Annotated in this window: 4 protein-coding genes; all 4 read right to left on the reverse strand. The window is 34.8% G+C overall.

Going from position 1 to position 5,237, the window contains the following annotated elements:
• Positions 1–35: 35 nt before the first annotated feature.
• The 4 genes from ABYT26_RS17405 to ABYT26_RS17420 all read right to left on the reverse strand — a co-directional run bounded on the left by ABYT26_RS17405 (position 36) and on the right by ABYT26_RS17420 (position 5,112).
• On the reverse strand, positions 36–2,678 hold the full coding sequence (locus ABYT26_RS17405) for a hypothetical protein (protein ID WP_372756262.1): 2,643 nt from the start codon (positions 2,676–2,678) through the stop codon (positions 36–38).
• A gap of 1 nt (position 2,679) precedes the next feature.
• Positions 2,680–3,510, reverse strand: a complete 831-nt coding sequence (locus ABYT26_RS17410) for a GLPGLI family protein (RefSeq protein WP_372756264.1) — start codon at positions 3,508–3,510, stop codon at positions 2,680–2,682.
• A 383-nt stretch (positions 3,511–3,893) separates the two neighbouring features.
• Complete coding sequence (locus ABYT26_RS17415; RefSeq protein ID WP_372756266.1) at positions 3,894–4,685, reverse strand: BtpA/SgcQ family protein; 792 nt, start codon at positions 4,683–4,685, stop codon at positions 3,894–3,896.
• Positions 4,686–4,761: 76 nt separating this feature from the next.
• Complete coding sequence (locus ABYT26_RS17420) at positions 4,762–5,112, reverse strand: four helix bundle protein (RefSeq protein ID WP_372756268.1); 351 nt, start codon at positions 5,110–5,112, stop codon at positions 4,762–4,764.
• Positions 5,113–5,237: the final 125 nt, after the last annotated feature.

Below are 5,237 nucleotides of genomic sequence, written 5' to 3' on the forward strand. Positions count from 1 at the left end.
AAAAGCTGCCTACAAAGGCAGCTTTTTTTATGCCACTAATTTTTTCCGAAAGAAAATCTGATTCGGGCAACGAAAGCTCGTGGTCGCAAAGAAAATTCGCTATATACCGAGCTTAAATCGGAATTAAATCCAGAGTATACATATTTGCTGTTGAAAATATTTCTACACTCTAAGAGGTAACTAAAACGGCTTTCTTTGGGAGTAAAGGAATAGATTAAGTCGGTAAATACCATTTTCTGTGTTTTATTTTCGGATTGACTAAATATAAAATATTCCGGGCGAGCCTCAATCCACTGTTTGGAGCTAAAGTAATAACACAATCTGGTTTTATGAATTTGTTGCGTAGAATGAGTTTTACTGCCATTACTCTCCTGCTTGCTTACTGTCAGCGAATAAGCATAATCCAAAGCCAGAAAGCTCCATTTATCAAAATTCAATTTAAAATCGTTTTGGTAGCTATCCAAAGCGAACTCCTCCAACTCTCCGCTCAATAAATAATTGCTTTTTTGATTGCTATAATCTGATTTTAAAGACAAATTTAAGTGGAGTTTGTCCAGATAAATAGAAATATCTCCGCTAAGCCGATTCAGTTTTTCATCGTTCTCTTTTTCGATTAACTGATATTGAAAAACGCCAGCCGATAAAATAGACTGATCGAGAATAAAATCCTTTTGTTTGATTCGTTTGCTCACACCTAAATTCATGAATAAACCATTAACCGCATCTCTATATCCAACATTTAGTTGATATACTCTGCTTTTGTTTTCATCCACTTGTGCCACTCTACTTCGCATGCTTCTGTGATCGTAGATGATATTTCCCTGCAACATAGCGTTCGGATTGCCCAATGATTTTACATCGCTAAAGGAAAACCTTGCCTCAAACGAAGAGTTCCATTCATATTTAACAAATAAGCGCGGATTAAAAAGCAATTCCTCTTTTCTGATTTTTGATTGATATTCATGATCGGTATAACGAAAGGAATAGTAATTGAATGGCAAATCGAGAGATAACTTTACATTTTTTGTTTCATATTTTAAACAAGGATTAAATACGTAATCACTTTTGTTCCAATAAATATCATTAGCCAAAGCATCGTAATCTAAAATTCCCTGAGAGGAATACATATTCGATTCCAAATCTTGTGCTTCGTAATTAAGTCCTAGTAAACTCTCTACAATGAAAGAATGCCATATTTTGGTAAACTGAAAATGATTTTCACTGACCAAACTTCTGTTTTTCAAGTCTTGTTTACTTACCGAAATAGCATCTCCATACTCTAAAATATTATTGAACACATTAGGTGTGAAAATCAAATCTTCATTGCTTTCATTCAAATCGATAGAAGAATAGAAACTTGCAAAACCTTTTCCAAAAGGAAAAGTACAATCAAAAACATTGTACAAACTACGATGTGGCGTTCTCGCCTGAATCTCTTGAATACTATCATCCTGAATTATGGCTTTAGATTGATCCCAAAACTGAATGTAACCAAGCTTATTATTAAAATAAATCGAAGCTAAATTCTTTTTAAGATTTAAATCAGCATATAAGGAACGATTTTTAAAATAGTTTTGGTAACGCTCCTTTGTTTTGTACAAAGCCTCATCAAAATAGTAGCTTGTCTCGCTATTCTTAAGCTCTTGAATTTTATCAGACAAATAGCCCGAATTTATTTTTAATTCCGTTTTATCATTTAACTTCCGTAAACCATTAAGCGTTATTAGATTTGCATCGTTATCTAGATATCTACTTTTTTTGATATTAGGATAGTACAAAGAAGGTAAGCCTAAGAAAGTAAAGTGCATTTTTTCCTTTCCCTCGAGCTTCCCATTTTTATATTTTAAACCTATGATCTGATCGGATAAATCGGAACCAATATCATTGGACTGATAGGAACCTATGAACTGATATTTTTTGGTAAACATCATAGGAGTAAGATTTATATATCTTCCCCACGGCTCGTAACTAGTGCCAAGTTCTCCACGCCCAGTAAAGGCAACCGATTTTTTGAGTTTTATATTTAATGATGTTTGGTCGGAAGCAATTCTATTTTCGAATATTTTTTTACTTTGATGATTCAGCATTACATCAACCGAAGCAACAGCTTTATGGGGTAAATTTTTATTAGCCAAAGCATAGCGATCCTCTAACAAATCTGCTCCTTCTATGTAATATTTTTCTATTTCTCGTCCATGATACAATACTTTACCATTATCCATTAACTCGAAACCTGGCATTCTATTGATGACTTCCGCTATGGAAAAATCGCGTTTTTGGGCAAAAGCAGCAGTAATGTAGGTAATCGTATCTCCTTTTTCGATAATGGGAGTGGATTTCACTTTTACCTCCTTAAGCATCTTAATACTTTCCCGCAAATGAATGTTCCATTCGTTTTTTACTCCTGTTAAAACAATACAGGTATCCTGATACATCAAAGAACGCAAGCGTAGCACTTTTCCTTTACTATCCCCATCGTAATTTAATTGGTAATACCCCTCAGCATTACTAATAGAATAGGCCAATAACTTTTGGCTAGTAAAATCAGCGTGCAAACTCACAACAATCCCCTCAACCGTATTTTGCTGACTAGTCTTTAAATAGCCGTGAATCCTACTTTGCGAAAAAAGAAACAATGCACAGCAGTTCAATAAAAGTGTTAAAAATACTTTTCGCATTCTAATACCTCTCTATGTAATTATTCCATGAACGAATGTTTCTTAATGTTTTAGATTCTCCATCTGCATTGCTATAATGAATGTTCGGATTTCCTCCATAACTTTTATACATATCGGCAATATATGCTTTCATGGCTTTCGCAAAACCAACCGCAGTAGTATCCTTAGTCTTCGTTTCATCGATGTATAGCATACCTTTCGGTTGTTTGCAATTTTTTACTCTGTATAGTTGAAAAACATGCTCATTATGAGTATCTGAAATACGAATAATTAAACCAGGTAAGCCATGAAACTTATAGGGCCCATCGCTAATCGGAATTTCCATAGTATACCAAGCAATATAATCTCTTCCTGCAAAAGTACATCTTGCCCTTTGGCAATTATAGCCCACTATTGTACTATCCTTTTTTATATCCAGCACCCAATTCATTGACAGCTTTTCATCCACCTTTAATGTCGTTCCTCCTCCCAAAGTACCCACAAATCGTATCATATTTCTATCAGGATAATTCTTGAAAATGGCATATTCGCAAAACCGAGGAACTCTCAGCTTACTAACCTTAGGCCATACATACTTAAATCCTTCTTTCATATTCCGAACAGTGTATAATAAGGAATCCGTATAAAGAAGATTTGCACTGATAAATTTGGAAGAATGTTTTCCAAGCTGTAAAACCATTTCCTGATATTTCTCACTCGCAATATCAGTAGAGTCTTCCTGGAAGTTATAATCGTAGTAAAACTCCTTAATAACAGTGTCTATTTCTAAGAATTCTTGGGAATAACAGTTTATAGAGAAGAATAAGGGAACAAAAAGTAAAAAGTTTTTCATCCTATTAATTTTTGCATGATAGACTTAAAATATCCCGAAAAATCCATCAGCTATTTCAATTGCTAATTCGTAGATTTCTCCCAATATTTTACGTAAAGAAAATAGGCAACTGAAGTATTCTATTTAAAAACTATTTCCTCCAAACAATTCAGTGTAAAGATTTATTTTCTCACTTTTATTTAACCACCTTTAAATGTAAAAAAAACCAAAGGCGACAAATTTTTTATTTATGCATTAACCTACAAGAAATTGAGTTCGTCAATCCAGAAACTATACTTATCCTAATCATATGCCTTTTGTGAAAAAACAGATTTACAAAAAAAAGAGTCCTAAGAATAAAACATCTTAGGACTCTTCCCTTTTTACTAGTGGATTCGCTTGCGCTAAATCTCTTTTAAACTCGCGACCTTCTCCATAAAAATTCTCAGTCTGTCTGCCGAAATCGGATTCTTCCAAAATCCTTTTTCCTTAAAATGAGAACCTATAATAAAGGCATTCGCATGGTCCCAATATTCAGCTAAGTTATCGGCAGTAATTCCTGAACCAATTAGTACAGGAATCTGAATTTTATCCTTTAAACTTTTTAATTCGTGCAGATAAACGGCTTTTCCTGTTGACGAACCAGTAACAATTACGCCATCGCTAAGAAAAAATTCTGCAGCACTTGCTGTTTCGGCAATATCCACATCCGAAGTAATGGCATGGGAACTGTGTTTTTTTTTGATATCAGTAAAGACTTGGATTTTTTCGGCCCCAATTGCTTTTCGGTAACGCATCAATTCACTTGCACAAGAATCCATATACCCCTCGTCGGCAACATGGCCAAACACGAAACCTTCGGCACGGATAAATTGCAAATCAGCAGCTTTTGCCACAGCCAGAGCTTCCTTATTTGCTCCGGCTAAGATCTGAATTCCCAACGGCAAGGCAACTGCATCGCGAATGGCTCGTACCACTACTGCCATAGCTGCTGTAATTTCTGGTCCAACAGAAGCTTTTAGGTAGGGAACATCGTGCATGTTCTCAATAATAATAGCATCCAAACCCGCTTTTTCGTACTGTTTGGCTTCGCGAACTGCAATTTTGCAAATCTCCGCTAAGGAATATTTGCTTTGTGGTGTTCCGGGCAATGCCTGCACGTGAACCATTCCGATGATTGATTTATTTAGGTACATAGTTTTATTTTAGTTTCAAGGCTCAAGCTACAAGTTTCAAGGAATCTCCTACTCGAGAAAACTCTCTTTTTCATATTTATGTCACTAATTTACTCATCAAACCCTGAAGCATTTTCTGAACTTCACAAGTTTGATTAATAATAGTTAAAAGCTCATCATCTGCTAATTTTAGTTTTTCAATCAGTAATAATTGAGTTTCTACCTCGAAAGAAGAACCTAAAGCTATCTCTAAAAATCGTTTAAATTCTTTCTGCGTATGTCTGCTAGATCCCTCAGCTATATTACTAGGAATAGAAATTGCTGCTCGAGTGATTTGGCTGTAAAATCCAAATTTTTCCTCTTGAGGCAACTGTTTTGCAATAAGGTAAATATCTTTTACTAAAATCATACTTTTCTGCCAGACGATTAACTTCTTGAAATCTTTCATCCTGAAATAATTTTAAGTGAAAGCTGTAAATAAACTTGTAGCTTGAGACTTGAAACTTGTAGCTTGAAGCTTAAAACTTGCGGCTAATTGCTCTCCAAAATCTTAAACAACTCATCCAATTTAGG

The organism is Labilibaculum sp., from assembly GCF_041595635.1.
GTDB lineage: Bacteria > Bacteroidota > Bacteroidia > Bacteroidales > Marinifilaceae > Labilibaculum.